Here is a 26,416-nt window from a genome sequence, read left to right on the forward strand (position 1 = left end):
GTAATTAGGAAAAATATATCATTTATCTTTGTGTAGTTAAATTAAATTGAATGGAAAACGCAGTTATTTTTATTTTGATCTTTTTTGTGGTCCATTGGTATGCATCATTATTTTTTCAGTCGATGTTTCACCATCGATATGCAGCTCACGGAATGTTCACCATGTCCAATTTTTGGGAAAAGACGTTTCATATTGGGTCATTTATCACCCAAGGTTCTTCTTATTTAAGTCCGTATGCGTATGGGGTTATGCATCGCTTGCACCATGCCTTTGCAGATACCGAAGAAGATCCGCACTCTCCTATTATTGACAAAGATCTATTTAGAATGATGTGGCGTACACGTCGCGTTTATATGGACATCGACCAAGAAATCGCTGTCGTTGGTGAAAAATTCAAAAAAGGGGTTCCAAAATGGAGAAAATTCGACAAATTCGCAGAATCTAGAATAACTCGTTTGGTTTGGGTACTTATTTATGTAGCAATTTTTGTTGCAGTTGGTGCTCCATGGTGGTTATACTTCTTATTACCTTTTATTATTCTGATGTCACCTGTTCATGGGGTAATTGTCAATTGGTATTCTCATAAATACGGATATAGAAATTATGAAGTCAAAGACACTTCTCATAATTTATTTCCAGTAGACTTATTGATGTGGGGAGAAAGTTTGCATAACAATCACCATAAATTTGGTGGTCGTCCAAATTTTGCTGTAAAATGGTATGAATTTGACCCATTGTATCCATTTATTTGGTTGATGGACAAATTGAGAATCATTCGATTCAAAAACAAACCTGCCACACAATACATGTAAAAAATACAACCAAATTGGTTCGCAGATTTTTAGGTTTTAAAAACTATTCTAAATTTGTGAAACTTAACACAAAAAATCATGAATATAACAATTAAAGACACTGTGATCATCGGGTCTGGGCCTGCTGGATATACAGCAGCTATTTACGCTGCTAGAGCCAATATGAATCCTGTAATGTTTACAGGTATGCAGCCAGGAGGACAATTGACCACAACCACAGAAGTTGAAAATTTCCCTGGATACCCACAAGGAATTACAGGGCCAGAAATGATGGAGGACTTGCAAAAACAAGCAGAACGTTTTGGCACCGTCATTCATTATGAATATATAACCGAAGTACAAATGGCGACCGAACCAGGTCAATTGCACAGAATTGTCTCTAGTTCTGGACAAGAAATCCAAACAAGATCTATAATTATTTCAACGGGTGCAACGGCGAAATATTTAGGTTTGGAAGATGAAACCAAATATGCTGGAAGCGGAGTTTCTGCTTGTGCAACTTGCGACGGTTTTTTCTACAAAGGAAAACCTGTAGCTGTTGTAGGAGGTGGTGATACGGCTGCTGAAGAAGCTACCTATTTGGCAAAATTATGTACTCAGGTTTATTTATTGGTTCGTAAACACGAATTGAAAGCTTCCAAAGTGATGCAAGAAAGAGTTTTTAACACTCCCAATATTACCGTATTATTTCACCATGAATTAATTGGATTGGAAGGTGACAAAGTCGTAGAAAAAGCGCATATCATCAACAATCAAACGCAAGAAAAATCTGAATTGAATGTTGACGGAGTTTTCATTGCAATCGGACATAAACCAAATACCGAGTTGTTCCAAGGAAAATTGGATATGGATGAGACAGGATATTTGATTACAAAAGGCAAAACAACCCAAACCAATTTACCAGGTGTTTTCGCTGCAGGAGATGTTCAAGACAATGTTTATCGTCAAGCAATTACCGCTGCCGGAACTGGCTGTATGGCTGCGTTGGATGCAGAACGCTATGTTGCCGAATATTTTCATTAGAAATATCAACCATATTTATAAAAAAAATCCTGAGTTAAAGCTCAGGATTTTTTTATGTTCAATGTTTGTTTCTATTTAAATTCTTTCCAATGGGGAATGATCACAGCCAAACCATAACCGATAAATACAAATAAGGTAAAGAGAGAAAATAAAACTCCATCTACCATCACTTCAGGTTGCATGGCAACTGAAATAAATAGTCCAAATATGGTCATATATACGCCTATTTTTCTGTAAAAATAAACGAGGATAATTCCAATTAAACTCAACAAACCTAATCCTAATGTTGCAAATGGATACCATTCTGGCATCACTGAATCATCCAAATCAAAATGTTGTTTGAACAAATAATCGTTGGTCGACCAGATGCGATACCCTCGAAACAAAATTCCTCCTATCAAAACCAACATGATGGCAATTAGGCCATGAAACCAAATAGATCGTTTAATCATTTTACAAAGTTACTTGAATATTGCTTTCATCAAACGATTTTTATCATTGAAACTTTCTTCCAAAGAAATCATCGATTCGGTACGTAGAACATCTTCTATTTGATCAATTTGATAAATCAATTCTTTGGCGTGACTTGTGTCTCTAGCGCGAATTTTGCAGAATATATTGTATTTCCCTGCTACAATATGTGCAACTGTAACATTGGGAATTTTATACAATTCATCTATCACATGCTGGATACGATTTGTTTTGGTCAACAAAAGACCTAAGTACGCCACAAATTGATATCCCATTTTATCGTAATCGGTAATCAGAGTAGTTCCTTTGATAATCCCAGCCTCTTCCAATTTTTTCACACGAACATGAATGGTTCCTGCCGAAACATTCATCTTTTTCGCAATTTCTGTAAAAGGCATCCTTGTATTCTCAATCAAATACATCAGGATGGTTTTATCAATTTCGTCAATTTCGTAATTCATTTTCATTTTACCGATTCGATTTTATTAATTTAATAATTATCACCTCGCAATATTAATAAATATACAAACATTAAACAATTTAACTGATAATATTTGCCCTAAAATTTAGATTAATTATAAATTTGAACAAAGTGAATATTTCAAATACGCACTTAATACTTTTGTTTGTTTTGCGTGAGTTTATTGCTAGTTGATGGCAATAAACTTTTTTATTTGAAACGAATTAGGGAATTTTCAGATCCTTTCTTTTTTGGCATTGGTTTCTGAGAAACCTCTTTTCCTTCGATTGAATCCATAGGAATTTCAATTTTTTCGCCATCCAAAACTTGAATCGTATCGTTTGCTGGCATCATGTCAAACAATGATGGTGGCTCTGAAGATGGAGTTGATCGTAACATGATGGGCGGCAACTTTTCATCCTTTTTAAAGATTTCTGACAATTTATCAAAGGAAGTTCTATACGTAATTCCCGCTCCGAAACTTTGGAAATTTCCCGCCCCCCCAAAACTTTCGACTCCAAAATTGGTTGGTCGCGTGAAGAAATTCACGACCATCGACTTATCCATTTGTTTGGAAACATCCCATTGAACTTCGGTTTCCACCGTCGTATTTTGATTGGCAGCAGCTGTGCCTCCAACCGCCAATCCAACCGCACCATTGAACGTCCAACGTGGACTTAAATCCACTTGAAGTTTGGTTCGCAATTGGTCGGATGTGTTACTTAAACTTGAACCTGTTACATAGTCAAAATCCAAAGAGAATCCTGATGCTAAAGATTCTATAATCGAACTCAATTGTTTGAATGCAATTCCCATTCCTGTAGAAGTTGCTCCTGCCGTTAAGACATCGGACTGCGTAATAAATTGTCCTAATAATAAGATGGATCCAATTTGAATCATTTTTTCGTTTGGATCTAAATTGAATTTATAATCGATCAAGGATTGAACATCTGTTCCTGCATTTGGTATGTCCAATTTGAAATCGATTTGCGGATCTTCTAAGGATTCTGTGATTTCAATTCCGACGCGAACATCATAGTTTTGACTAAATCCAGCACCTAAATATTCGCCCACATTGGAAATTGTTCGATCATAGGTCGCCAAAATGTGCATATCTGCATTTAAAGCATCTCCTCCATTCCAACGAACAAAACTTCCTGCTTGAATATCAAAATCACGACTTACCAATGGAATTTGTCTCAATTCATATTTACCATATTCCAAGGTATAAACACCATTCATGGTCATATTTCCAGCGCGGTTCATATGGAATTCTAAATTCTGTGTAGAACCATTTGCCGATACCATATCTCCCGAAACTGGATCAAATATCAAATTTACCGTAGTAGTCGGACCAGCTGTAATGTTCAAATCAATGTTCATTCCTTTTGGTGTACCATCAACCTCTTCTTCAACAGCCTCTGGAATGAATCGAACCAAGGAAGATTGTGATTCAACTTTCGTTGCACCTGTATTGATCGTGAATTCTGAATTTTCGTTAATAGTTGCCGTAGCTGAAATATCCAATCTTTCTGGTGGACCAAACAAAGAAAAGGCGCCTTGCCCAAAAACACGACCAAAAAATTGTTCATTTTGAGCCATGGTCGTATTCATCACCAATAAATTTTTGGTATTGAACGACAAGTTGAGGAACCATGTAGCGAAATCACGGAAAAGTAACTGACCCGTAACTTCTCCTTTGGTGTTGAATTTTGTGTCTCTAAAGGTCACTTCATCTAGAGTGATGGATCCCTGACCTTCACTTGCTTTGTAAACCGGAACGGTATTCACTCCATCAAATGAATAATCCACATTCAAGAAATCTACTGTAAATCCTAAATTTGCCAAATCCAAATTCCCTTCAAATTCAGGAGAGTCGATTGGACCTGCAAAACGCATATTTCCAGAAACCATTCCTCGTACATTGGACATCGCAGCTGACAAGAAACTTTCCACAAATTTGAAATTCAAATCATCCAAACTTGCCGTTAAATTGATATGCGGTTTTTCGGGTTTGTTATCAATATATCCATTGATGTATAAAACTTGTACTTGCTCTTGCTCCAAAAAGACTTCAAGATCAAATACATTTTCTTCCACGTTATAAACACCATTTCCACCTAAATTCCCTAAAGCGAAATCATTCAAAGCCAATCCATCAATGGTCATTTCCAATAAGGGTTTGAATTCATTTTTGGTTCTTACAACATCTATGTTTCCATTGGCGATTCCATCGATTTTGAGATTACCTAGTAAGTTTTTCGGGATAATTTTGGACAAAACCAATTCTTCTAAATCTGCATTCAATCGATAATCTGTATTGCTTGCAAAATATCCATCCAACAATAATTTCTGATCTTCTGAAACCAAAGATAAATTTTGCAATTCGTAATAATTTGTATCAAAATTGACAATTACACGATTGGAATTCTTTTCATTGTTTGGATTCAAATGCCATAAATTCTCATCGATCTTAATGGTCGAAGGTGAAAATCCAAATACCAAATTCTTCTTATCGTCAGTTGTGTGAAACAAATTCAAATCAAAATCCATCGGAAATTCTTTCCCCAATTGGAAATTGGTTTTGATCAACAAGGAATCTTGAATCGGTGTTGTATGCAAATCCACATTATACAACATCACATTTTTTGCATTCAAACTATCTGATCGTAAATAAATTTGCTCAATTTCTTTGGAAGTATCGACATTAATCAACGGATTGTACACATAAATTCCATCAAAACCGATTTCGGACGATGACAATTCTGCAATCAATGTATTGGTATCGGCATCAACTTGTCCGTCTATAATGGTTCCTGGAGCAATTTGAATCCGTGGATCAAACATTTGGAACAAATCATTTTCGACCTCAAAAAAGAAATTAAAATTCTGATTAGGTGAAATTGGCTTAGCCTGATACGTCATTAAAGTAGTGGAACCTACTGTATTCATAATGGCATCTGGCAATTGACTCAATCTGAATTGACCATTGATTTCACCGTTCAAATATCCTGGAACGGTAATCGCTAAATTCTGGGTTCCATTCATTTTGGACGAAACAATATCAGCTTGCGCAATTTCCAACGTATCTTTATTGGATGTAAAATACACATCTTTTAAATGAATTTGACCAAGGAAATCATCCAAATTACTGATGCTGAAATCTCCTTCAATATTCGCACGAACTTTTGCATTTAGATTCTTGGTCACGCCCATATAATCCAAATTAACATGTCCAACTGTTGAAGTAAATTTCAACTGATAAGGTTGTTTCGAAAAATCAAAAGTTCCATTATAATTAGCCGTCAATTGAGGATCTTGAATGCCTAAAAATCCATTGAATTGTTGATTGGCCAAGCGTCCATCCAAGGTTACATTGTTGTAACGATTTCCCATTAAATCCAAATAAGCCAATTTCCCATCGGCATCGATTTTAATGGTTTTTACATCTGTTCCTTGACCATCAAAATTAATTCGACCACTCACAAATCCCAATTCAGGAACTTCTGTGATTTGTTTCAAATTAATATCATCGGCTATAAGCGAACCTGAATATTTCAAATTAGTACGATAATCCGAAAGTTTCACCTTCATATCTGCATCTCCCAAACCTGTGATGGCATATCCGTCTACATTGATGACAGACGGATTTAAATTGAAATTCCCCGAATAATCCATTGTTCCAAATCGGTTCATGAAATCAGGAATTGTCTTTCCGATAAAGGTTGGCAATAAGTTTTGAAGTCCTTGATAAGAAGTTTTGATTTTAACGGCTTTGGTATCGATGATGATTTTTTCGCCATCGGTCATGTCAATTAAGGACAATTCATTTGCGGCGATGAAAGCACCATCACCTGACAATTGAAAATTGTTCAATTGCAAATTATTCAGTGTTCCAGAAACCGTTCCGACAACGTCAACCGTACTATTTTTATCGAAATTATCTACGAAATAACGAATGTCCTTGAAATTGACTTTGGAATTTTCTTTGAATTCTACATCCCAATTGACTTTATTGGCAAAATCTTTCAAGGCAGCTGTATTCTCATACGAAAAAACCAAATGACCATCTAAATCGGTGTCTGCTGTAACCAATTTCAAATCATCAACTCTAATTTCTTGATCGGAATAATGAACTTTTCCAGCGAAATTATTGATTTGATACAATTCATCATTTCGAACTCCATCAAAACTCATTCGTTTAATTTCTGCCCAGATTTCGTTATTTTCCAATTTGAAATCTTCAATCAAGGTGTTCAAATTATTGGAACGAATCCAATCTTGTTTGTATCCTTCTAAATTTTCATTTCGAATCAACAAATTCCCAGAAATGATTTCCACATTTCCTTGCAATAAAAAATCTGAAGGTTCTTTTTCTTCTTCTGAAGAAAAGCTATTGACCAATTTGATGAAGTTACTCGTATCATCGCCCTTATACGTAATCACTTTTACATCGGGTTCAAAAAGAGTCAATTTCTTGATGGCAATACGATTTGGATTTCGGATGATTCCAGTTAAACTCAATTTGGCTTCCAATCGCTGAATGTTGACAAATTCCAATCCGCGATCATCTTTGGTTGAAACACCGTATAAATTGATATCACCAAAATAATCAATGGCCACGCGATCCACAAAGATTTGAGTTCCAAAAGAATCATTGAGTTCTTTGACTGCATAATGCGCAATTTTGGTTTGAATCGATGGAATTTGAACGGCTATCATCACCGTTAGCAATAGAAAAAGCACCGCAATTGCGGGTATCAATATGATTCTACCTATTCTTCTCGCCGTTTTCAAACTAAATATTCCGATATTTGCACAAAATTAAGTGTAATTAATTAATAATAAACTTAAAATGACGGATTTTCCGATAATTTTAGGAATTGAATCTTCTTGCGACGATACCGCAGCAGCAGTTATTCAAAACCATCGAATTCTTTCCAATGTGATTGCCAATCAAAAAGTACACCAAAGCTATGGCGGTGTGGTACCCGAATTGGCTTCAAGAGCGCATCAACAAAATATTGTTCCAGTCGTTAATGAAGCTTTGAAACAAGCTGGAATTTCTCCAAATCAAATTGCTGGAATCGCCTTTACGCGTGGACCAGGATTGATGGGTTCTTTGTTGGTTGGAAGTAGTTTTGCGAAATCCTTGAGCATGTCCTTAAATGTTCCTTTGATTGAAGTCAACCATATGCAAGGCCATATATTGGCGCATTTTATTGAAGATGCAAATGAATCATCACCTGAATTTCCTTTTTTGTGTTTAACGGTTAGCGGTGGACATACGCAAATCGTGAAAATTTCCAATTATTTTGAAATGGAACTTTTGGGTGAAACGATTGACGATGCAGCCGGAGAAGCTTTTGACAAAGCTGGAAAAATTCTAGGATTGGATTATCCGTCTGGACCGATTATCGATAAATTGGCCAAAGAAGGAAATCCTGAAAAGTTCAAATTCTCGAAACCCAAAGTGGACGAATTGAATTTTAGTTTCTCTGGATTAAAAACCGCAATCCTATATTTCATTCAAAAAGAAACTCAGAAAAATTCGAATTTCATTCAAGAAAATTTATATGATTTATGTGCTTCTATTCAAAAAACCATCATTGACATTTTGATGGATAAACTAGAAAAAGCCGTAGAAAAAACAGGAATAAAACAAGTTGCAATTGCAGGTGGAGTTTCGGCTAATTCTGAAATCAGAAATCGTTTGTTGGAAATGGAAACCAAAGCCAATTGGAAAGTTTACATTCCAAAATTTGAATACACAACCGACAATGCGGCGATGATTGCCATTGCTGGACAGTTGAAATTTGAAAAGAATGAATTTACCGATGTTTCTGCTCAATCGGTTTCTAAATACAAGATCTAATGCAATTATTCATCGGTAACATCAACGGACAATTCGGAGAATTGGAAGCGGAAGAAACCCAACATTTTTCGCGCGTTTTACGTGGGAAATTAGGTCAAGAAATCTATCTTACCGATGGAAAAGGTACTCTTGCGAAAGGTGTCGTAACCGAAATCCACAACAAAAGTATTCAGCTGGAATTAAGTGAAATTCAAGAAAATTTCGAGCAACGACCTTATTTTTTACATATCGCCATCGCTCCGACTAAAAATATAGATCGAATCGAATATTTTTTGGAAAAAGCGACTGAAATTGGAATTGATGAAATAACCTTTTTAAAATCCTTTCATTCGGAACGAAAAAACATCAATCTCGAAAGATGCCAAAAAATTGTCAATGCGGCCGTGAAACAATCTTTGAAAGCTTATGTCCCCAAATTGAATGATTTAACCAAATTCACCGATTTTGTCGCACAAGATTTTTCCGAAACCAAATTGATTGCGCATTGCGAAGAAGATTTCGAGCGAAAAAACTTCAAAGAAATTCTTCAACCCAACGAAAATTATCTGATTCTAATTGGACCTGAAGGTGATTTTTCCTTGGATGAAATCAAGTTAGCAGAAGAGAACGGTTTCCAAGGAATTTCCTTGGGTCATCAAAGATTCCGAACCGAAACCGCTGCCTTAAATGCTGTTTTTGGATTGGATTGGGCGAATTAAAATTTATTTCTTCAACAAATTAATACTCACCGTTGCCAATTCGGAATCGGGGAATTTTTTGAATAAATTCTGATCGGGTTGCAAACCAGATTCAACACAAATTCGATGAAACACATCAACTTCCACAATGTATTGATCGGAAAATCCGTGTGTCGCATCATAAGCAGTTGCAGCAGTTAATCCAAGATTTTTAGCCGTCAAATCCGGAGAAAGTGTATGCAATTCAATCAACAACAAGCCGAATTTCTCCACATAAGGTGTCCATTTTTTCAAATGCAACAATAGATTTTCTTCCACATCTTGATTGGACAAACGTTTCCCTCTAAAGGCAAAAGCACCAGTTGACGTACTAATTCGATTGGAATTCAACTCTTCGACATCTTCCCAAATTCGATTATGGTCGAGAAAAGTTCGGATGTTCAATAAATCTCCCAATTCGATTTCGTAATCATTTTTCAAATCATCTGCCAATCGTTTTGGATCGCCAATATCACCCCAAATGACTTTCGCCCAAATGTCATTTTTGATCAAATTGGCTCTCGTCACTTTTAAAGCTGCTTTGTTATAATCCGCACCGACTAAAAACAATGGATGTTCATCCAAATGCTTACCACGCAAAGTTTGGCGATCAATTACTTCGTAAAGATGTTGTAATAGTGCGCCGTTTCCGCAACCCATATCCAAAATCCCTTTGGGTTGTTCAGACAAAGGTCGATTGAAAATATCGATGATGAATTCGTCCAGCACTTTGAAATAAGTGGAATGCGCTCCTCCACTACCCCAAACGTTCATTTCGCGGTCTACGTGAATTTCGTCTTCGCCCAATTCGATTTCACGCAATTCATTGGCTTTGCCAAATAAGAGTTTTTGAAGTTTGGCAAACATGGGCAAATAGGAAACCGTTACGCCATAAGCCGAAGCTCGACGCGCAAAAAACAATCCCTTTTCAGTGAATTGATAATTCGAAAATCGTTTGGTAAACCAACCTAAATCGACCAAAGCATCTAAAATTTGACTAAAACAGCCCGGATTTTTATGGAATTCATCAGCACTGAAAGAAGCTTCCATAAAATATTTATGAAACATTCCGCTCATTCCCAATTTCACAATTATTGGGCCAACAAATGCGCCTTCAATATGTTTTTGAACCTGAAAATCAAATGAATTTTCATCGAAATCTTCCAACAAAAAATTTCGATACACTTGAAAAGATTTACTCCATTTTGAACCAAATTCGTCGGAAATTGTTTTCGAATTAAATAATTCATCATCCGACAAAAGTTCTGCCATATCGGAATAATAAGAGATATAAGGCAAAACCAATTCCGATTTTTCAGTCGTAGAAAGTTGAATTTGATTGGTCGAATTGTTCAATTCATATTTCAATAATCCTTGTGAAGCCAAGACGCGTAGAGCAACATTTAAGTAACCTTCATTGGCTTTAAATTCTGCATTCAATTCTCCTAAATCGACCGTTTTTTGTTCTAGAATTTTGGCATAAATTCCAGATTTCACGAGTTGATTCATCACGGGCGCTGTGACCAATCCATCTAAATGTCTAAAAATAGAAGATCGTAATTGCTTTTTGTCCATACTTCAAATAATTGCCAAAAATAACACAAATAGTCTATCAATTTTATAGACTAAAAGATTTAATTTTAAATTTCTATCGAAGATACTCGATACGAATGATTTATCAACAAAATAAAAAAAGCATAAAAATTTCTCTTTATGCTTTTCTTGTATTTTTCTCTAAAAGTTTAGATAATGTTCACTTCTCTTTCCAAGGTTATTCCGTATTGAAACTGAATGGAATCGATGATGGATTGGGACAAATCATAAATTTCTTTTCCGGTTGCATTTCCATAATTCACCAAAACCAAAGCTTGTTTTTCGTGAACTCCTGCATCGCCGAATTGTTTCCCTTTCCAACCTGCATTTTCAATCAACCAACCAGCAGCTACTTTTACAGAATCACCGCTCGAATATCCTGAAATGTTTGGATAGTTTTTTTTAATTTCTTCGAATTTTTGAGCCGAAATCACAGGATTCTTGAAAAAACTTCCCGAATTTCCAATTTCATTGGGATCGGGCAATTTGCTTTGTCTAATTTGAATGACCGCTCGGCTCACATCTTGAATCGTTGGTTTTTCACAACCCATATTCGCCAATTCCGATTGAATTGCCCCATATTCTGTGTGCAAAACATGATTTCGTTTGCTTAGTTGAAACGTTACATCTAACAAAACAAATTGATTTTTCAATTCGTTTTTGAAAACAGATTCACGGTACCCAAATTGACAATCAGCATTGGAAAATACGCGCAAATTTCCAGTTGAAATTTCCATTGCAGTAAGTTCGGTCATCAAATCTTTGATCTCGACTCCATAGGCACCAATATTTTGCATAGGTGCAGTTCCCGCATTCCCAGGGATTAGCGAAAGATTTTGCAATCCGCCATAGTTTTTCGCCAAGGTAAATTGAACGAATTCGTGCCAATTTTCTCCCGCTTGAACCTTTACCCAAACGAAATCTTCGGTTTCGCGAACAATTTCAATTCCTTTTAAATTGATTTTCACAACCAATCCATTCCAATCTTTTGTGAACAAAATATTGCTACCACCATTGAGAAATAAGATGGACAAATTTTGCTCTTTTCCGTATTGAATGGCTTCTTTAAGTTCTTCCAACGAGGAAACTTCTACGAAATACTCAGAAAAAACGTCAATTCCGAAGGTATTATAAGGCCGTAAGGATATTCTCTTTTGAATTTCCAAAATATTTAATTATCAATTAATGAATCGTTCCCGGATATTTTTTCAAAGCGGCTTTCAAGATTTCAACCGAACGTTCCAAATCTTCCTTCTTTAGAACATAAGCCAAACGAACTTGATTTTTCACGGTTTCAGGATTGCTATAAAATCCGTTTCCTGGCGCAACCATTACGGTTTCACCTTCTAAATTGAAATCATTCAACAACCAAATCGCAAAATCCTCAGCATCTTCTACTGGCAATTCCACCATACAATAAAATGCACCTTTTGGATTTGGGCAAATTACACCTGGAATTTCGTTTAATTTGGAAACCAACAAATCACGACGACTTACATATTCCGCACGACAATCATCAAAATAAGCCCCAACATTTTGGTGTGCTGCAGTTGCTGCGTATTGACTTGTCAAAACGGGACTTAATCTTGCTTGAGCAAATTTCAAAGCTCTTGACAAAACTTCTTTGTTTCGTGTAATCATCGCACCCAATCTTGATCCACACATACTGAAACGTTTGGATTCAGAATCAATTACGATGACATTATCTTTTAATTCGTCAAATCCTAAAACCGATTCGTGCTTTTCTCCACCGTATAAATATTCGGCATACACTTCATCAGAAATCAAATACAAATCATATTTAATTACCAAATCCTTCAATTTCTCTAATTCTTCTTTGGAATACAAATAACCTGTAGGATTTCCTGGATGACAAATTAGAATCGCTTTGGTTTTATCCGTAATTTTTTCTTCAAATGATTCGATAGGAGGCAATCCAAAATTCGTATCGATAGAAGATTGAATCGGAACAATTTTTACTTCGCTTTGAACGGCAAAACTATTGTAATTGGCATAGAATGGCTCAGGAATGATGATTTCATCACCAGGATTGGCAATGACTCCAAAAGTGAACAACAAGGCTTCCGAACCTCCATTGGTCACAATAAAATGTTCTGGCTCAACTTCATATCCTCTACCTTTATAATAATCTGACAAAGCTTTGCGGTATTCTGGCGTTCCTTCGGAATGCGTATAGGCAATCACATCAAATGGTAAATGATGGTAAGCATCCAATGCTGGAACCGGAGAAGCAATATCGGGTTGACCAATATTTAAATGATATACTTTGGTTCCTCTTTGTTTGGCTTTATCAGCATAAGGAACTAATTTTCTTATAGGAGACGAAGGCATTAAGTTGCCTTTAACAGATAATTGCGGCATTTGTTAATTTTTTCATTAAATGGATGTAAAGATAAAATTTTTGGTATTGTTTTTGCCTTATCTTTAAGAGAAATTAAAAATCAATTATAATCTAAAATCAAAAACTATGGCAAAGGAAAGTGGCGCATTTAAATTATTAGCCGGATTATTAATCGGTGCAGCAGCAGGCGCAGCAGCTGGTTTATTATTAGCTCCTCAATCTGGAGAGGAAACTCGCAAACAATTGAGAAAAGAAGCTGATAAATTGAAAAAAGATTTGGATAAATATTCCAATGATTTCAGTGAACAAGCTAAAAAAGCAAAAAAAGATATCGAAGCTCGTTTAGCGGAAGTAAAGTCAAAATTGCAAAGTACTGCAAATGATGTAAAGGATTCTGCTAAAAAAGCAAAAGATGAATTTCAAGAAAATGTAGGGGTTTAATTAACCCCTTTTTTTATCTTTGTTCAAAACCCCTTACTATGTTCGATGATTTAAAACAATATATTAATAATCGAATTGCCTACGCTAAACTTGAAATTGTTGATTCTGTCAGCAATATGATTTCGGCTGGAGTGTTTGGTGTTCTTGTAGGAATGCTGATCATGATGGTTTTATTCTTAGGTAGTTTAGCCGCAGGATTTTTATTTGGAACTTTATTTGACAACCTTGGATATGGTTTTCTAACTGTGATGGGATTCTATGTACTTCTTCTTGGAATCTTATTTGCCTTTAGAAAGAAAATCATGACCAAAGTTACAGATACCGTTATTGAAGCGGCTATGGATGCCATTGACAATTCAGATGATGACGAAAACGAAGAAGATGAAACACATCAATAATTTACAAGAGTTACGAGCTGCCAAAAGAGAATTAAAAATTAAAATGGCTCGGCAAGATAAAGAAGCCCAAGAAGGATTTCTTTATTCTACTGTCAATAAATTATTTTCAAAAGTTGAAAACAATGCCTCTGCACAATCAACACCCGTTGGAAGTGGTGTTCATACGGCACTGAATTTTCTTTCCAATCAAGCTCAGAACAGATTTCAATTGGGCTCTACAGCAAAGTCCATTATTTCAATAGGTATTGTAATTGCAGCCCCTATCATCGCAAAAAAACTTCAAGAATTAATCGATAAGAAATTATAAGAATTCATTCTGAACATTTATACAATTCAAAATCATCCTATTTATGGATGATTTTTTTTTTGCTAAAGATTTTCAATTCAAACTTGTATGGTAATACATGAAGATTATCTCATTGAATTTTGTAACATTTGCAGTTCAGAATACCACTAATTCATAAAAACATTGTCTATGTCAGATTTGTTGGTTGCCCAAGGACTTACCAAACAATACGGAAAAAAAATTGCGTTAAATAATTTTGACATCAAAATTCCTGAGGGTTCAATTTATGGACTTTTGGGACCAAATGGCGCAGGAAAAACAACCTTTTTACGAATCATCAATCAGATTACTGCTCCCGATCAAGGAACAGTTACGATTTCTGGGAAACCATTGGACAAATCCATCATTCCTTTGGTTGGTTATATGCCCGAAGAACGTGGATTGTACAACAACATGAAAATTGGTGAACAAGCTTTGTATTTTGCTAAATTGAAAGGTTTATCCAATGTAGATGCACACAAAAAAACGAAATATTGGTTTGAAAAATTAGGCATAGATGAATGGTGGAACAAAAAACTGACAGAACTTTCCAAAGGAATGGGACAAAAAGTTCAATTCGTCATAACAGTTCTTCATGATCCCGAATTGTTAATATTTGATGAACCTTTCAGTGGATTTGATCCAGTCAATGCGCAAATCATTGCCAATGAAATCATGGAACTTCGCGACAAAGGAACCACCATCATTTTTTCGACACACCGTATGGAATCGGTAGAAGAAATGTGTGATCATATTGCTTTAATTAACCATTCTAACAAAGTATTGGATGGCGAAATTAATCAAGTTCGTCATCAGTTTAAATCGGGAAAATTTTTGGCAGAAATTCAGTTGGATTCTGAAATGAATTGGAATCAATTTCAATCCAATTATTCGGTTGAAATTCATCCGAACAAAACCAATTTAGTGAAGTTTAGCATAGAAAAACCAGATCATTTGCAACCCAATGAATTGCTTCATCAAATTTCACAACTTGGTCAAGTTTCGGTTTTCAAAGAAGCCATTCCTTCGATGAACGAAGTTTTCTTAAAAGCCGTTAGCCAATCACAACCTACAAATTCTTCCAAATAATTCGAACATCATGAAACAAATCCTATTAGTTGCACAACGCGAATTTTTCACTCAAGTAAAAAATAAGACGTTTTTGATCATGACTGTTTTGACACCTTTGTTTATGGTGGGAATTTTCGCCATCATTGCTTGGATGATGTCAGCCAATTCCGATCAAAAAACAATTGCGGTGGTGGACGAAAGCAAAGAATTTATCACAGCATTGGTTTCCAATGAAAACAATATCTACAATTTTTATCCGGCCAAAGACATTCAAGGAATCAAAGACACGCTTTTGGGAAGCAAATATTTGGATGGAATTTTGGTCATTCCAAAATTAGAAGGAAATGATTTCAATTCCTTAGACAAAAAAATTGAATTGACTACCAATGGCAATATTGGGAACAATTATACTTCTCAATTGGAAGACAAAATCAATACCCGAATTGAAGAATTAAAATTAGAAAAAGAAGGCATCTCGCATGAGAAAATGGGACAATTGAAATCCAATATCTCCATTAAATCTTTTGACTTAAAAGGCGGAAAAGAAAATCGTAGCGAATATGTAAAATTCGGTTTTGCGATGGCTTTGTCCTACATCATCTTTATGTTTATCATGATTTATGGCGTAAAAGTGATGCGCAGCATTGTGGAGGAGAAAAACAATCGTGTAGTGGAAATTATCATTTCGTCGGTAAAACCCTTTAATTTGATGATGGGAAAAATATTGGGGACAACCTTCGTAGCTTTGACTCAATTTACCATTTGGATTATCATGGGAATCGCTTGTTTTGTTGGAGCAACTGCATTTTTGGGTTCCAAAATGGACGAATTTAAAAACGTTCAAACCCCTCAAACAGAAATCTTGATGCAGCAACAACCTGAATGGTTGGAAAAATCTCAAACCATTGTGGACGGATTTTCTGATATGAATTTCCCTGTTATTATTTTTTTATTTCTATTGTATTTCTTCATTGGTTATTTGTTTTATAGTTCCATTTTTGCTGCAATTGGTTCGGCAGTTGAGAACGATACAGATACCCAACAATTTACTTTTTATCCAATATTCCCGTTGATGATTGCGATGTACGGTAGCATGACAACCTTGGACAATCCAGATGGACCTGTTGCTTTTTGGTTATCCATGATTCCATTTACATCACCCATTTCCATGGTTACGCGTATTCCATTTGGAGTAGAATGGTGGGAAATTGCCCTTTCGTTGGGATTATTGATTGGAACGATGTTAATGATGGTGTATTTTGCTTCCAAAGTTTACCGAGTGGGAATTTTAATGTACGGAAAAAAACCTTCGTTCAAAGAAATGTGGAAGTGGATGCGATACTCAAATTAAATATTAAAAATTTTAAATTAGAAATGAAGGGAAATCTAATTTAAAAATCAACATTTTTAGTGCAAAATGGCAAATGAATTTCTTAATTTCGCAGTTCTAATTTAGAGCTATGTCAGAAGATATTTTCAAGAAGATTATTTCCCACGCAAAAGAGTACGGATTCATTTTTCAATCCAGTGAAATTTACGATGGTCTTTCAGCCGTTTACGACTACGGACAAAATGGAGCCGAACTGAAAAATAACATCAAACAATATTGGTGGAAAGCAATGGTTCAATTGAATGAAAACATCGTCGGAATTGATTCTGCGATTTTCATGCATCCAACCATTTGGAAAGCTTCTGGCCACGTTGACGCCTTCAACGATCCGTTGATTGACAACAAAGATTCTAAAAAAAGATACCGTGCAGATGTTTTAATCGAAGATTATTGCGCGAAAATCGAAGCAAAAATTGACAAAGAAGTCGAAAAAGCAGCCAAACGTTTTGGAGATGCATTTGACAAAGAACAATTTTTGGCAACCAATGGACGTGTAGTTGAATACCAACAAAAAATCGATACGATTTTAAGTCGTATGGCGAAATCCTTGGAAACCGAAAATTTAGCCGATGTCAAAGCATTGATTGAAGAATTGGAAATTGCTGATCCAGTAACTGGATCTAAAAACTGGACAGAAGTTCGTCAGTTTAACCTGATGTTTGGAACGAAATTGGGCGCCACGGCTGAAACTGCAATGGATTTATTCCTTCGTCCAGAAACAGCTCAAGGTATTTTTGTCAACTTCTTAAACGTTCAAAAAACAGGACGAATGAAAATTCCATTTGGAATTGCTCAAATTGGTAAGGCTTTCCGAAACGAGATTGTTGCGAGACAATTCATCTTCCGTATGCGCGAATTTGAACAGATGGAAATGCAATTTTTCGTACAACCAAGAACCGAATTGGAATGGTATGAAAAATGGAAAGAAACTCGTTTGAAATGGCATCAAGCGCTTGGATTGGGTACCGAAAACTACCGTTTCCATGACCATGAAAAATTGGCGCATTATGCGAATGCTGCTGCTGATATCGAATTTAAATTTCCATTTGGATTCAAAGAATTGGAAGGAATTCACTCCAGAACCGATTTCGATTTAAAGGCACACGAAGAATATTCAAGCAAAAAATTACAATATTTCGACAATGAATTGAACCAACATTATGTTCCATATGTAGTGGAAACTTCGGTTGGTTTGGATCGTTTGTTCTTGGCGATTTTCTCTAATTCATTGAAAGACGAACAATTGGAAGATGGTTCAGAACGTACTGTTTTAAGCCTTCCTCCTGCTTTAGCTCCTTTCAAAGCAGCTGTTTTACCTTTGGTGAAAAAAGATGGCTTGCCAGAATTTGCAGAAAAAATTTACAACGAATTGCGATTGGATTATAATGTGATGTACGAAGAAAAGGATTCGATCGGAAAACGTTATAGAAGAATGGATGCACTAGGAACGCCTTTCTGTATCACCATTGACCATGAGTCTTTAACGGACGGAACAGTAACTTTGCGTCATAGAGATACAATGCAACAAGAAAGAATTCCAGCAGAAAAACTTTCTGAAATCATTGACAAAGCTGTGAACATGAAACATTTATTGGCGAAAATTTAATTCGCTTATCAATACAAAAACTAACTTTGACAAGATTTCCTTTTAGAGGTGATTTTGTCAAAGTTTTTTTATTCTATAAATCCAACATATGCCAAAAATCAAACTAAAAACTATCATTCACGCTGATATTGAAATTTGTTTCAATTTGGCACGAAGCATAGATTTACATTCGATCTCAACTGCCAAGACCCATGAAAAAGCTGTGGACGGTAAAATGAAAGGTTTGATTGAGTTGAATGAATTTGTCACTTGGGAAGCCACTCATTTTGGCGTTAGACAAAGATTGACGTCCAAAATTACCGCATTTGAAAGACCTTTTCATTTTCGAGATGAACAACAAAAAGGAATCTTCAAAAGAATTTACCATGATCATTATTTTCAAAAACTTGAAGATGGTGTTCTTATGACTGATGAATTTACCTACGAAGCACCATTTGGAATTTTGGGAAAATGGGTTGAAAAATTAATCTTAACCAGTTATCTGACAAAATTTCTTGAAGAAAGAAATCAAATGATAAAAGAATACGCAGAATCAGATTTGCATAAAACCATACTATGAAAACACCACAACTTGAAACCGAACGTTTACTAATAAAACCTTTGTCAGAAGAACACATTGATGATTGGTTTGAAATGGACTCCGATCCAGAAGTTCATACCTATATTTCGCAATCTCCAGTTCAATCCAAGGATGAAATTAGAGAAGCTCTAAAATTCATTTCCCAACAATACAAAGACAATGGTGTAGGTCGTTGGGCTGTTGTAGACAAAAATTCAGGAGAAATGTTGGGTTGGTGCGGATTGAAATTCTACAAAGAACCCCTAAATGGTCATGCTCAGATTTACGAACATGGCTATCGATTCAAACAAAAACATTGGGGAAAAGGATTGGCAACCGAATCGAGCAAAGCTGTTTTGGATTGGGGATTTGAAAATTTGGGTATTGATACCATTTACGCCATCACCGATCCTGAAAATCTAAACTCGCAACATGTTCTGAAGAAATTAGGATTTCATCATACTGGAAATTTTGATTGGGAGTTTGAAGGAAAAAAATTCAAAAACTGTTATTGGTTTGAATTATCTCGAAATGATTTTCATAAATTGCCCTAGAATTTTACAAATATGAAAACAATATTCAATTTTCTAATTACTGCAGCCATAGTTATGGGGTTGTCGTACATTTTGCCTGGCGTATCTGTTTCAGGATTTTTGGGTGCATTGGGGGTAGCATTGGTTTTGGCTTTGCTAAACTTATTTGTCAAACCGATTTTGGTTTTCTTCACTTTGCCCGCAACAATTGTCACTTTAGGGATCTTTTTACTCGTCATCAATGCCTGTATTATTTTATTGGCAAGTTGGCTTTTGGAAAACACCTTTCATGTAGAAAATTTCTGGTGGGCTTTATTGTTTAGTTTGTTATTGAGTTTTGCTCAATCTATCTTTCAATTGGATCGAAGTGAGAACTAATAGGATATAAAAGAATAAACCCCGAAGTTAACTTCGGGGTTTCTTTTTATGGTTGTCTGAATTTAATTCGTCAATATTCTCCAAGCACCTTCTACATCGCTTTCTTTTAAAAGATCTTTTGCATGCAAATGTTTGGTTTCATCATTTTGATACGTTCCCTCTGGTAGAGTTTCCACATTGGCCAACATCGCCAAATCATTTCCTGAGAAAATTTCACTTAATTTAATTTCATTTGGCAAAGCATCTACTCCAATTCCTTTTGTAGCCAATGGTTTCGGGATTTCAAATAGAGAATCACCATTGGAATGCGTATACCAAGATTCGCCCATACGACCCACCAAATCAATTTTTCTCGTATCGATCAAACCTCTTTCATTCAAAACGGATTCGTCAACATGGATCATCAAAACTTCACAAACAACTAAAGTTCCCGCTCCTCCTCCATCGCCAAGATGAATCAAATCGGTTACTTTACATTCAAATGAAACTTTGGATTCTTTCACTCGTGGAGGCTGAATCTTCAAAGAAGGAATTTCAGTTAGTCCTGCTTTCTGAAATTCATTGATTCCTTTTCCGTATTCCGTGCTGGAAAGAGAACTTTGATGCACAATATCATAGGATACGGTATTGATCACACATTCTCTTACCTGTTCAATATTTTCCAAGGTATGTTTTACCGTTGTATCGCGCACTCTTCTTGATGGAGAAAACACCAACACAGGAGGATTGGAACTAAATACATTGTAAAAACTAAATGGACTTAAATTCACATTTCCTTCTCTATCTACCGTACTGACCAAAGCAATAGGTCTTGGTGCAACGGCATTTTGTAAATATTGGATGGATTCTGCTGGGGTTACCAAGGATGTATCGATTGATTTTATGCTCATTTCTCTCAATTTTGAAGGCCAAAGATACGCAAACCTCTAGGAATAAGAATTGATGTAGAACAAGATTTGGTTCACTTCAATTTGAAAATCTAAGAAAACATTAACCTTATTTGGGATTATTTAAGAATTTATGGATTAATCCTTGCAGGTTTTATAATATGAATATTAACCCTAAAAATCAATTAGTATGAACAAGTTAGAATTAGAAGGAAAGTGGAATCAAGTAAAAGGTTCATTCAAACAAAAATATGGTGAATGGTTCAACGATGATGAAACATTCTTGGAAGGTAAATTTGATGAAGTAGTAGGAAAAATCCAAGAGAAATCTGGAAAAACCCGCGAAGAGATTGAAAAAGAAATTAAAGATTGGCGCGACTAATCATTTATTTTAATTATCGTTCGGAATTCCTTTCTTTGTACAAGAGAAAGGAATTTTTTTATAGTATTTTTGAAGTCGAATTGACGTATGAAACCACTAACGGACGAATTGACTTTCCCTGACTATTCCCAAACCAGCCATTCGGGAATTATTGCTTATGGCGGTGATTTATCGGTTGAGCGACTTCAACTTGCTTACAAATTGGGAATCTTTCCTTGGTTCAATGAAAATGAACCGATTTTATGGTGGTTTCCCAATCCGAGATTTGTATTATTTCCTGAAGATTTATATGTATCGAAATCGATGCGAAAAGTTTTCCGTCAGGAAGAATTTCAGTTCACCGAAAATCAAGCCTTTGAAGAAGTCATGCAAAATTGCAGACAGATTCATCGACCTGGACAAAAAGGAAGTTGGATTACAGACGAAATGATTGAGGCCTATGTAAAACTGCATGAATTAGGTCTAGCCAAAAGTATCGAAGTTTGGCAAAATGGTGAATTGGTAGGTGGATTTTATGGAGTTGAAGGAAAACGGATGTTTTGTGGAGAAAGTATGTTTGCAAAAGTTGCGAATGCTTCCAAAGCAGGATTTATCCAATTCGTTTTGAAAAACAAAGATCGATATGAATTGATCGATTGTCAGGTATACACCGATCATCTCGCAAGTTTAGGCGCAATCGAAATTCCATCAGAAGAATTTATTCAGTATTTATAAGTTCTATCGTGCTAGGGAAAAAACGAGACTAAAAAACATAATATGTAAATAAATCATTGAGTTCTAAATAATTTGGAGTACCTTTGTTTCACATTTATCGAAATCACAAATTGTTTTATGCTTTTATGGTTGCTTTAAATACCAAAAACATAGAATAATTTACATGAACAAAAAAATTCCCCAAGCCTTTACCTTCCAACCATTAAATTGGTATTCAACCATTCAAACAATACTTTCCAAAAACAGGTTAATTTCATTAAGAAAAATTGAATCAATTCAATTCTCTCCTGTATTAATTTCTGGAAAAAATTCCCAAAAAAAATAAATTAAATACCCTATGAGTGATTCTTTTTCAAAAAAAGAAAATTTAAAAAAGCGTGCCGATAAAAAGAAAGAAAAGGCATTGAAACGAGAAGAACGTAAAACCCAAAACAACAAAGGCAAAAGTTTAGAAAGTATGTTTGCGTATGTTGATGAATTTGGAAGAATTACGTCTACTCCGCCTGATCAAAGTAAAAAAGAAGACATCAATTTAGATGATATACAATTGGGTGCAGCACCCATTGAAGATGATGCAGCAGAAGCTGTTTCTCCAACGGGAGTTGTGACCTATTTTAGTGACAAAGGATATGGATTTATTACAGATGATAAAACCAAAAACAACATCTTTTTTCACATGAATGAATTTTTAGAACCCATCAAATTGAAAGACAAAGTTCAATTTGAAATTAAGAAAACACCGAGAGGTGATAATGCAACCCAACTTAAAAAAATATAATAACAATCAAATTTTAATGCAATGCAAAAAGGAACCATCAAATTTTTCAACGAATCAAAAGGATTTGGATTCATCACTCCAGAAGAAGGAGGAAACGATGTATTTGTCCATGTAACTGGACTTCGTGATAAAGTTTCTGAAAACGATCAAGTAACATATGAGGTTGAAAACGGAAGAAAAGGATTGACTGCTGTGAATGTTTCAAGAGCATAATCTTCTTTCTTTAAGAAATGAGAGCTCCTTTTAAAGGGGCTTTTTTATTTTCTATACTTCACAACTGTGCAATAAATTTCGTAAACCAAAATAAATGGAAAACATAGAATGATCAATAAATCGTTTGCAATTCTTTTCATCCGACAAAATTAAAGGCTTTTGTTGACATCAATTAATATAAATAACCATATCACCAAAAACTTCATGTTTGAGACGAAGTTCACCTTCTTTTACCAAATTCGTTTCTGGATCTAAATAATAAAATCCTGTAGCTTGCTCTCCACCCAACAAACTCATTGCAGCATTCATGGATGCCGATTGAGAAGCTTCAATTTTTACCGTTTTTTCATTTTTGGCATTGACCGAAAACCAATTTTTTCTAGAATTCTTCAAGGGATCTTTTGAATGATACCATTTTGAACCCATTCTTATGGGTTTGGGAGAAAATTCAAAGGGCAATATAGAATAGGTTTGTTTCATACCCTGTTCAGGGTTCACAATTTCCCCATAAGATGTTAGTTCATACGTAAACTTTCTATTCAATAGTGATTTTTGCTCATGCAGCAACGGATGCTGCAATTCTAAATCTTCGGGTTTATTGGAATCAAAATAAATATTATCAGACTTACTTTTATAAATAATTCGACTGATAACCGATGAGACCTGATACGAATTATTGGGAAGAACCGATTCCACCAAATGGTCTACATAAATTTTGTACTGACTATGTTCAGTCCTACCCTTTACAATGATATCATAAGTAGTAGTGGTTGTAAAATCCTTTTCTAAATTAAGCTTTAATTCAACTTTCGGATTACATGAAATCAAAAAGATAACGGTTAGAAAAAATAGGCAATTGGATTTCATGAATTATTGTTATTGAAAATGAGATTAAAACATTCAAGATACAAAAAAAAAGCAACTCATTTTTCAATGAATTGCTTTTAAAACTTGGTAGACCCACAGGGACTCGAACCCCGAATAACGGTACCAAAAACCGGTGTGTTACCATTACACCATGGGTCTTCCGTAATTGCGTGTGCAAATATAAAACGTTTTTTCTTTTTACCAAAAGAAAAAATCATTTTTTTCTTACTCCCATTCGATTGTGGCAGGCGGTTTCGAGCTAATATCGTATGCAACTCGATTTATCCCTCTGACTTCGTTGATGATACGATTGGAAACAATTTCTAAAAATTCGTAGGGTAATTTTGACCAAGTTGCCGTCATAAAATCAATTGTATTGGCAGAACGAACAACCGCCGTGTATTCATAGGTTCTTTCGTCCCCCATAACTCCAACCGATTTCACGGGTAATAGCACAACGAATGCTTGACTAACCTCATCATATAGATTATGTTTGTACAATTCTTGAATGAAAATATCGTCGGCTTCTTGTAAGATTCGAACCTTTTCTTCATCTACTTCACCCAAAACACGAATTCCTAAACCAGGACCTGGAAAAGGATGACGATACACCAATTCTCTTGGGATTCCTAACTCTACCCCAACTTTGCGCACTTCATCTTTGAACAATTCACGTAAAGGCTCCAAAAGCTGCAATTTCATATGTTCTGGTAAACCTCCTACATTGTGGTGAGATTTAATGGTCGCAGACGGACCTTTTACCGATTGAGATTCGATCACATCTGGATAAATGGTTCCTTGTGCTAAGAACGTTGCATCTTCAAATTTTTGAGATTCTGCATCAAAAACTTCTACAAATTCACGTCCGATGATTTTGCGTTTTTGTTCCGGATCTGAAATTCCTTTCAAGTTGGATAAAAATTGTTCGCGCGCATCCACCATTTTGATGTTCATATGGAAATGCTTTCCATAATTCTCCATCACCTTCTTTCCTTCATCTTTGCGAAGCAATCCTGTATCAACAAAAATACAGGTCAATTGATCGCCAATAGCGCGATGAATCAAAACCGCAGCTACTGAAGAATCTACTCCCCCAGAAAGTCCTAGAATCACTTTTTTGTCTCCTACAACTTCTTTGATGCGTTGAATTTCGGTTGAAATAAAATCTTTCAATTCCCAATTCTTCTCGCATTGACAAATGTCAAATACAAAGTTTTCCAAGATTTTTGTTCCAAATTCGGAATGCGAAACTTCTGGATGGAATTGAACTGCGTAAATATTTTTTTCTTCGTTAATAATCGAAGCGATATCAATATTGGATTTTCCTGAAAGTTTGAATCCTTCTGGCAATTCCGAAACTTCATCGAAATGGCTCATCCAAACAGTAGAAGTTTGCGGAACGTTTTGGAATAATTTGGATTCCTCCATAATGGTAAATTCCGATTTTCCATATTCTCCCTTTTCCCCTTTTTTCACTTTTCCGCCCAATAAATGAGCAGTCAATTGCATGCCATAACAAATTCCAAAAACAGGAACATTTTGATCATACAACGATGGATTGATCAAAGCTGCATCCTCAGCAAAAACTGAAGATGGTCCACCCGAAAGAATAATTCCTTTTGGTTCTTTGCTAAGAATTTCTTCAACCGATGCATTGTATGGTAAAATTTCGGCATAAACACCAAACTCCCTAATTCGTCTGGCAATCAACTGATTATATTGAGACCCGAAGTCCAATATTACAATTCCTTGTGTCATTTTGTGTGGTTTGCACAAAAATAGGATTTTCTGTAGAGATTTATCGAATCCTTCTAGACAAAGATTTTAGGAAATTTGCTTTACTTGGATGTACAATTATTTACCCTTTACAAGATTGTCAATGGCTGGATTTCCTTTTAAATTTCGAATTTGTCTTTCTACCCAAGAAGCTCTACGACTCACATAAGAACTTGGCGGATTGACTTTGTATTTTTTGGGATTGGGCAAATTGACAATGATTCTCGCCGCTTCGTTTTGGGTTAATTTGGAAGCTGGCTTATTGAAATAGCGTTGGGAAGCTGCTTCGATTCCAAAGGTTCCGATTCCTGTTTCCGACACATTCAAATACATTTCTAGAATTCGTTCTTTCCCCCAAATTAATTCAATCATAAAGGTAAAATAAGCTTCCAAACCTTTTCGCAACCAACTTCTTTTTTGCCATAGAAATACATTTTTGGCCACTTGCTGCGAAATGGTACTCGCTCCACGAAGTTTCTTTCCCTCATTTTGTTCATTAAATTTCAGAGCCTTTTCAATGTGTTTTCGATCGAAACCGTTATGTTCGGCAAACAATTGATCTTCTGCAGCGATTGCAGCATATTTGGCTGAATTGGGCATTTGAGCATACGAGATATAATCTCTTTTGAGCCCATGACCTTCTACTAAACTATTGATTTGCGTAATGGTTATAGGAGGATTAACCCACTTCAATACCACGATGTAGACCAATTGAGCTACAAATAAAATTACAAATGTGCGTTTGATAATGCGCCAAATTCTCCCCATCCCTAACCAATTATTATT

Annotated in this window: 27 protein-coding genes and 1 tRNA gene; 17 read left to right on the forward strand and 11 right to left on the reverse strand. The window is 35.5% G+C overall.

Going from position 1 to position 26,416, the window contains the following annotated elements; all coding sequences use genetic code 11:
- Positions 1 to 50: 50 nt before the first annotated feature.
- Complete coding sequence (locus tag ABID46_RS04145; RefSeq protein ID WP_354507364.1) at positions 51 to 812, forward strand: acyl-CoA desaturase; 762 nt, start codon at positions 51 to 53, stop codon at positions 810 to 812.
- A 78-nt stretch (positions 813 to 890) separates the two neighbouring features.
- Entirely contained in the window at positions 891 to 1,835 is a 945-nt protein-coding gene (gene trxB / locus ABID46_RS04150; RefSeq protein ID WP_354507366.1) for a thioredoxin-disulfide reductase, read from the forward strand.
- Positions 1,836 to 1,906: 71 nt separating this feature from the next.
- On the opposite strand, the gene ABID46_RS04155 is transcribed toward trxB, so the two are convergent.
- The 3 genes from ABID46_RS04155 to ABID46_RS04165 form a co-directional block, all read right to left on the reverse strand.
- The gene (locus tag ABID46_RS04155) at positions 1,907 to 2,287 is read right to left on the reverse strand and encodes a hypothetical protein (RefSeq protein WP_354507368.1); all 381 of its coding nucleotides are present in this window, start codon (positions 2,285 to 2,287) and stop codon (positions 1,907 to 1,909) included.
- A 9-nt stretch (positions 2,288 to 2,296) separates the two neighbouring features.
- Positions 2,297 to 2,767, reverse strand: a complete 471-nt coding sequence (locus tag ABID46_RS04160; RefSeq protein ID WP_354507478.1) for an Lrp/AsnC family transcriptional regulator — start codon at positions 2,765 to 2,767, stop codon at positions 2,297 to 2,299.
- Positions 2,768 to 2,976: 209 nt separating this feature from the next.
- Positions 2,977 to 7,563 carry a translocation/assembly module TamB domain-containing protein gene (locus ABID46_RS04165; protein ID WP_354507370.1) on the reverse strand — a complete coding sequence of 1,529 codons (4,587 nt, stop codon included), beginning with the start codon at positions 7,561 to 7,563 and terminating at the stop codon, positions 2,977 to 2,979.
- Positions 7,564 to 7,621: 58 nt separating this feature from the next.
- Here ABID46_RS04165 and tsaD point away from each other — a divergent pair, with 58 nt between their 5' ends.
- Together tsaD and ABID46_RS04175 are read left to right on the forward strand one after the other, a co-directional pair.
- On the forward strand, positions 7,622 to 8,641 hold the full coding sequence (gene tsaD, locus ABID46_RS04170; protein WP_354507372.1) for a tRNA (adenosine(37)-N6)-threonylcarbamoyltransferase complex transferase subunit TsaD: 1,020 nt from the start codon (positions 7,622 to 7,624) through the stop codon (positions 8,639 to 8,641).
- Entirely contained in the window at positions 8,641 to 9,339 is a 699-nt protein-coding gene (locus ABID46_RS04175) for an RsmE family RNA methyltransferase (RefSeq protein WP_354507374.1), read from the forward strand. The genes tsaD and ABID46_RS04175 overlap by 1 nt, the downstream gene beginning before the upstream one ends.
- A 3-nt stretch (positions 9,340 to 9,342) precedes the next feature.
- On the opposite strand, the gene ABID46_RS04180 is transcribed toward ABID46_RS04175, so the two are convergent.
- The 3 genes from ABID46_RS04180 to ABID46_RS04190 form a co-directional block, all read right to left on the reverse strand.
- Positions 9,343 to 10,932 carry a class I SAM-dependent methyltransferase gene (locus ABID46_RS04180; protein ID WP_354507377.1) on the reverse strand — a complete coding sequence of 530 codons (1,590 nt, stop codon included), beginning with the start codon at positions 10,930 to 10,932 and terminating at the stop codon, positions 9,343 to 9,345.
- A gap of 167 nt (positions 10,933 to 11,099) precedes the next feature.
- Positions 11,100 to 12,116 carry a UDP-N-acetylmuramate dehydrogenase gene (gene murB / locus ABID46_RS04185; protein WP_354507379.1) on the reverse strand — a complete coding sequence of 339 codons (1,017 nt, stop codon included), beginning with the start codon at positions 12,114 to 12,116 and terminating at the stop codon, positions 11,100 to 11,102.
- Between the two features lie 16 nt (positions 12,117 to 12,132).
- Positions 12,133 to 13,332 (reverse strand): pyridoxal phosphate-dependent aminotransferase, encoded by a 1,200-nt coding sequence (locus ABID46_RS04190; protein ID WP_354507381.1) that lies wholly within the window; start codon positions 13,330 to 13,332, stop codon positions 12,133 to 12,135.
- Between the two features lie 106 nt (positions 13,333 to 13,438).
- On the opposite strand from ABID46_RS04190, the gene ABID46_RS04195 reads away from it, so the two are divergent.
- The 9 genes from ABID46_RS04195 to ABID46_RS04235 all read left to right on the forward strand — a co-directional run bounded on the left by ABID46_RS04195 (position 13,439) and on the right by ABID46_RS04235 (position 20,013).
- Positions 13,439 to 13,753, forward strand: a complete 315-nt coding sequence (locus ABID46_RS04195; protein ID WP_354507383.1) for a YtxH domain-containing protein — start codon at positions 13,439 to 13,441, stop codon at positions 13,751 to 13,753.
- A gap of 38 nt (positions 13,754 to 13,791) precedes the next feature.
- The gene (locus ABID46_RS04200) at positions 13,792 to 14,151 is read left to right on the forward strand and encodes a phage holin family protein (protein ID WP_354507385.1); all 360 of its coding nucleotides are present in this window, start codon (positions 13,792 to 13,794) and stop codon (positions 14,149 to 14,151) included.
- A complete protein-coding gene (locus ABID46_RS04205; RefSeq protein WP_354507387.1) occupies positions 14,135 to 14,458 on the forward strand; it encodes a hypothetical protein in 324 nt (107 codons plus the stop codon). The genes ABID46_RS04200 and ABID46_RS04205 overlap by 17 nt, the downstream gene beginning before the upstream one ends.
- Before the next feature lie 168 nt (positions 14,459 to 14,626).
- The gene (locus ABID46_RS04210; protein ID WP_354507389.1) at positions 14,627 to 15,565 is read left to right on the forward strand and encodes an ABC transporter ATP-binding protein; all 939 of its coding nucleotides are present in this window, start codon (positions 14,627 to 14,629) and stop codon (positions 15,563 to 15,565) included.
- A 10-nt stretch (positions 15,566 to 15,575) separates the two neighbouring features.
- Positions 15,576 to 16,898: an ABC transporter permease gene (locus ABID46_RS04215; protein WP_354507391.1), complete on the forward strand. Its 1,323-nt coding sequence runs from the start codon at positions 15,576 to 15,578 to the stop codon at positions 16,896 to 16,898.
- A 109-nt stretch (positions 16,899 to 17,007) separates the two neighbouring features.
- Positions 17,008 to 18,543 (forward strand): glycine--tRNA ligase, encoded by a 1,536-nt coding sequence (locus ABID46_RS04220; RefSeq protein ID WP_354507393.1) that lies wholly within the window; start codon positions 17,008 to 17,010, stop codon positions 18,541 to 18,543.
- A gap of 88 nt (positions 18,544 to 18,631) precedes the next feature.
- Positions 18,632 to 19,102, forward strand: a complete 471-nt coding sequence (locus ABID46_RS04225; protein WP_354507395.1) for an SRPBCC family protein — start codon at positions 18,632 to 18,634, stop codon at positions 19,100 to 19,102.
- Complete coding sequence (locus ABID46_RS04230; RefSeq protein WP_354507397.1) at positions 19,099 to 19,656, forward strand: GNAT family N-acetyltransferase; 558 nt, start codon at positions 19,099 to 19,101, stop codon at positions 19,654 to 19,656. Before ABID46_RS04225 ends, ABID46_RS04230 begins: the two co-directional genes overlap by 4 nt.
- A gap of 12 nt (positions 19,657 to 19,668) precedes the next feature.
- On the forward strand, positions 19,669 to 20,013 hold the full coding sequence (locus ABID46_RS04235) for a phage holin family protein (protein WP_354507399.1): 345 nt from the start codon (positions 19,669 to 19,671) through the stop codon (positions 20,011 to 20,013).
- Between the two features lie 62 nt (positions 20,014 to 20,075).
- Here ABID46_RS04235 and ABID46_RS04240 read toward each other — a convergent pair whose 3' ends face one another.
- A complete protein-coding gene (locus tag ABID46_RS04240) occupies positions 20,076 to 20,897 on the reverse strand; it encodes a flavin reductase family protein (protein ID WP_435529320.1) in 822 nt (273 codons plus the stop codon).
- Between the two features lie 193 nt (positions 20,898 to 21,090).
- Between ABID46_RS04240 and ABID46_RS04245 the strand changes: the two genes are divergently transcribed.
- From ABID46_RS04245 to ABID46_RS04260, 4 genes are all read left to right on the forward strand, one after another.
- Positions 21,091 to 21,282, forward strand: coding sequence for a CsbD family protein (locus ABID46_RS04245; protein WP_354507403.1), 192 nt, complete (start codon positions 21,091 to 21,093; stop codon positions 21,280 to 21,282).
- Between the two features lie 87 nt (positions 21,283 to 21,369).
- Positions 21,370 to 21,996 carry a leucyl/phenylalanyl-tRNA--protein transferase gene (gene aat, locus ABID46_RS04250; RefSeq protein WP_354507405.1) on the forward strand — a complete coding sequence of 209 codons (627 nt, stop codon included), beginning with the start codon at positions 21,370 to 21,372 and terminating at the stop codon, positions 21,994 to 21,996.
- Positions 21,997 to 22,333: 337 nt separating this feature from the next.
- Positions 22,334 to 22,774 (forward strand): cold-shock protein, encoded by a 441-nt coding sequence (locus ABID46_RS04255; protein ID WP_354507407.1) that lies wholly within the window; start codon positions 22,334 to 22,336, stop codon positions 22,772 to 22,774.
- 21 nt (positions 22,775 to 22,795) lie between these two features.
- A complete protein-coding gene (locus ABID46_RS04260; protein ID WP_354507409.1) occupies positions 22,796 to 22,987 on the forward strand; it encodes a cold-shock protein in 192 nt (63 codons plus the stop codon).
- A gap of 168 nt (positions 22,988 to 23,155) precedes the next feature.
- Here ABID46_RS04260 and ABID46_RS04265 read toward each other — a convergent pair whose 3' ends face one another.
- The 4 genes from ABID46_RS04265 to mtgA all read right to left on the reverse strand — a co-directional run bounded on the left by ABID46_RS04265 (position 23,156) and on the right by mtgA (position 26,389).
- Positions 23,156 to 23,854: a hypothetical protein gene (locus tag ABID46_RS04265; protein ID WP_354507411.1), complete on the reverse strand. Its 699-nt coding sequence runs from the start codon at positions 23,852 to 23,854 to the stop codon at positions 23,156 to 23,158.
- Between the two features lie 85 nt (positions 23,855 to 23,939).
- Positions 23,940 to 24,013: transfer RNA gene (locus tag ABID46_RS04270), tRNA-Gln, on the reverse strand.
- A 66-nt stretch (positions 24,014 to 24,079) separates the two neighbouring features.
- Positions 24,080 to 25,612 (reverse strand): glutamine-hydrolyzing GMP synthase, encoded by a 1,533-nt coding sequence (guaA, locus tag ABID46_RS04275; protein ID WP_354507413.1) that lies wholly within the window; start codon positions 25,610 to 25,612, stop codon positions 24,080 to 24,082.
- 96 nt (positions 25,613 to 25,708) lie between these two features.
- A complete protein-coding gene (mtgA, locus tag ABID46_RS04280; protein WP_354507480.1) occupies positions 25,709 to 26,389 on the reverse strand; it encodes a monofunctional biosynthetic peptidoglycan transglycosylase in 681 nt (226 codons plus the stop codon).
- Positions 26,390 to 26,416: the final 27 nt, after the last annotated feature.

This window comes from Moheibacter stercoris (assembly GCF_040545805.1).
In the GTDB taxonomy this organism is placed as follows: domain Bacteria; phylum Bacteroidota; class Bacteroidia; order Flavobacteriales; family Weeksellaceae; genus Moheibacter; species Moheibacter stercoris.

Excerpts from the sequence above, each read along its gene's own strand:
- ABID46_RS04175 (WP_354507374.1), top strand. The coding sequence starts at position 8,641 with ATGCAATTATTCATCGGTAACATCAACGGACAATTCGGAGAATTGGAA.
- ABID46_RS04200 (WP_354507385.1), top strand. The coding sequence starts at position 13,792 with ATGTTCGATGATTTAAAACAATATATTAATAATCGAATTGCCTACGCT.
- ABID46_RS04160 (WP_354507478.1), bottom strand. The coding sequence starts at position 2,767 with ATGAATTACGAAATTGACGAAATTGATAAAACCATCCTGATGTATTTG.
- ABID46_RS04205 (WP_354507387.1), top strand. The coding sequence starts at position 14,135 with ATGAAACACATCAATAATTTACAAGAGTTACGAGCTGCCAAAAGAGAA.
- ABID46_RS04225 (WP_354507395.1), top strand. The coding sequence starts at position 18,632 with ATGCCAAAAATCAAACTAAAAACTATCATTCACGCTGATATTGAAATT.
- ABID46_RS04215 (WP_354507391.1), top strand. The coding sequence starts at position 15,576 with ATGAAACAAATCCTATTAGTTGCACAACGCGAATTTTTCACTCAAGTA.
- aat (WP_354507405.1), top strand. The coding sequence starts at position 21,370 with ATGAAACCACTAACGGACGAATTGACTTTCCCTGACTATTCCCAAACC.
- guaA (WP_354507413.1), bottom strand. The coding sequence starts at position 25,612 with ATGACACAAGGAATTGTAATATTGGACTTCGGGTCTCAATATAATCAG.
- ABID46_RS04235 (WP_354507399.1), top strand. The coding sequence starts at position 19,669 with ATGAAAACAATATTCAATTTTCTAATTACTGCAGCCATAGTTATGGGG.
- ABID46_RS04145 (WP_354507364.1), top strand. The coding sequence starts at position 51 with ATGGAAAACGCAGTTATTTTTATTTTGATCTTTTTTGTGGTCCATTGG.
- trxB (WP_354507366.1), top strand. The coding sequence starts at position 891 with ATGAATATAACAATTAAAGACACTGTGATCATCGGGTCTGGGCCTGCT.
- ABID46_RS04245 (WP_354507403.1), top strand. The coding sequence starts at position 21,091 with ATGAACAAGTTAGAATTAGAAGGAAAGTGGAATCAAGTAAAAGGTTCA.
- ABID46_RS04265 (WP_354507411.1), bottom strand. The coding sequence starts at position 23,854 with ATGAAATCCAATTGCCTATTTTTTCTAACCGTTATCTTTTTGATTTCA.
- ABID46_RS04155 (WP_354507368.1), bottom strand. The coding sequence starts at position 2,287 with ATGATTAAACGATCTATTTGGTTTCATGGCCTAATTGCCATCATGTTG.
- tsaD (WP_354507372.1), top strand. The coding sequence starts at position 7,622 with ATGACGGATTTTCCGATAATTTTAGGAATTGAATCTTCTTGCGACGAT.
- ABID46_RS04230 (WP_354507397.1), top strand. The coding sequence starts at position 19,099 with ATGAAAACACCACAACTTGAAACCGAACGTTTACTAATAAAACCTTTG.
- ABID46_RS04195 (WP_354507383.1), top strand. The coding sequence starts at position 13,439 with ATGGCAAAGGAAAGTGGCGCATTTAAATTATTAGCCGGATTATTAATC.
- ABID46_RS04255 (WP_354507407.1), top strand. The coding sequence starts at position 22,334 with ATGAGTGATTCTTTTTCAAAAAAAGAAAATTTAAAAAAGCGTGCCGAT.
- ABID46_RS04210 (WP_354507389.1), top strand. The coding sequence starts at position 14,627 with ATGTCAGATTTGTTGGTTGCCCAAGGACTTACCAAACAATACGGAAAA.
- ABID46_RS04220 (WP_354507393.1), top strand. The coding sequence starts at position 17,008 with ATGTCAGAAGATATTTTCAAGAAGATTATTTCCCACGCAAAAGAGTAC.
- ABID46_RS04180 (WP_354507377.1), bottom strand. The coding sequence starts at position 10,932 with ATGGACAAAAAGCAATTACGATCTTCTATTTTTAGACATTTAGATGGA.
- ABID46_RS04190 (WP_354507381.1), bottom strand. The coding sequence starts at position 13,332 with ATGCCGCAATTATCTGTTAAAGGCAACTTAATGCCTTCGTCTCCTATA.
- ABID46_RS04260 (WP_354507409.1), top strand. The coding sequence starts at position 22,796 with ATGCAAAAAGGAACCATCAAATTTTTCAACGAATCAAAAGGATTTGGA.